This is a genomic window from Mucilaginibacter sp. P4_G9 (assembly GCF_056400985.1).
Map to the genome: position 1 here is coordinate 1 of NZ_JBFUKF010000950.1, position 548 is coordinate 548.

1 protein-coding gene and 1 pseudogene are annotated in these 548 nt (G+C 40.3%); both read left to right on the plus strand.

Annotated features, from left to right (window positions below; all coding sequences use genetic code 11):
- A pseudogene (locus tag AC1DPZ_RS28740) lies at positions 1 to 153 on the plus strand (PIG-L family deacetylase); the annotation flags it as partial.
- A gap of 129 nt (positions 154 to 282) precedes the next feature.
- Positions 283 to 548: type II toxin-antitoxin system HigB family toxin (locus tag AC1DPZ_RS28745; protein ID WP_477409964.1), on the plus strand; the 266-nt coding region annotated here is incomplete at its 3' end.

The following is a 548-nucleotide window of genomic DNA, read 5'->3' on the forward strand; positions in this document are numbered from 1 at the left end:
TCCCAAAAGGATCGCCCGGTGTTCCCGGGGGATGATGCAAGGGAGTTCTGGGTGAGGGCTGAAGACCGCACCCGCGATACCGCGCAACGTTATGACCGCTTAGGAATGGCTGAGTATGAAGCCATGGAGGCGTTTGTAAGATACAGATTCTAAATTTTTTCCTTGATCATCAGTGATGGTCCGGGGATCGTATAATACTAAGAAGGCGATGAATATCGCCTTTTTTATTTAATCAAAAGTTGGCAGCTAACCAACTTTTAATTAAATTTGTTTTAACATTATATGCTAATAATTTATACCCGCAAGCTTGACCAGTTTGCAAAGAAACATGCAGATTCAGGTAAAAGTTTAAGGGCTTGGAAAACCGTGGTTGAGGCTGTAACCTGGAAAAAAAGCATTGATGTTTTAAAAGATTTTCCGACAGCCAAAATCATTAAAGGCGACAGAGCAAGGTTTAAAATAGTTGGCAATAAATACCGGCTAATAATTGAGGTAGACTATGAAGACGAAATAGTAGAAGTAAGATTTATTGGTACTCACGCAGAATA